At 54.8% G+C, this 434-nt stretch carries 1 pseudogene; it reads left to right on the top strand.

The window, feature by feature from the left end:
* Positions 1-116 precede the first annotated feature (116 nt).
* Positions 117-377: pseudogene (locus HX884_RS26790) on the top strand (IS6 family transposase); the annotation flags it as partial.
* Positions 378-434: the final 57 nt, after the last annotated feature.

Genomic DNA, 434 nt, shown 5'->3' with positions numbered 1-434 from the left:
AGTTCAATATCAGAAGTGATCTGCACCAATCTCGACTATGCTCAATACTCGTGTGGGCTCTGTTGCAAAAATCGTGAAGCTTGAGCATGCTTGGCGGAGATTGGACGGACGGAACGATGACGGATTTCAAGTGGCGCCATTTCCAGGGTGATGTGATCCTGTGGGCGGTGCGCTGGTATTGTCGCTATCCGATCAGCTATCGCGACCTTGAGGAAATGCTGGCGGAACGCGGCATTTCGGTCGACCATACGACGATCTATCGCTGGGTCCAGTGCTACGCCCCGGAGATGGAGAAGCGGCTGCGCTGGTTCTGGCGGCGTGGCTTTGATCCGAGCTGGCGCCTGGATGAAACCTACGTCAAGGTGCGGGGCAAGTGGACCGGCACTGTTGCAAATAGTCGGTGGTGATAAACTTATCATCCCCTTTTGCTGATG

Source organism: Enterobacter sp. SECR19-1250, from assembly GCF_013391025.1.
In the GTDB taxonomy this organism is placed as follows: Bacteria; Pseudomonadota; Gammaproteobacteria; order Enterobacterales; family Enterobacteriaceae; genus Enterobacter; species Enterobacter cloacae.
Note: the sequence above shows the minus strand (reverse complement) of the source record. Positions and strands in the feature narration are given on the sequence as shown.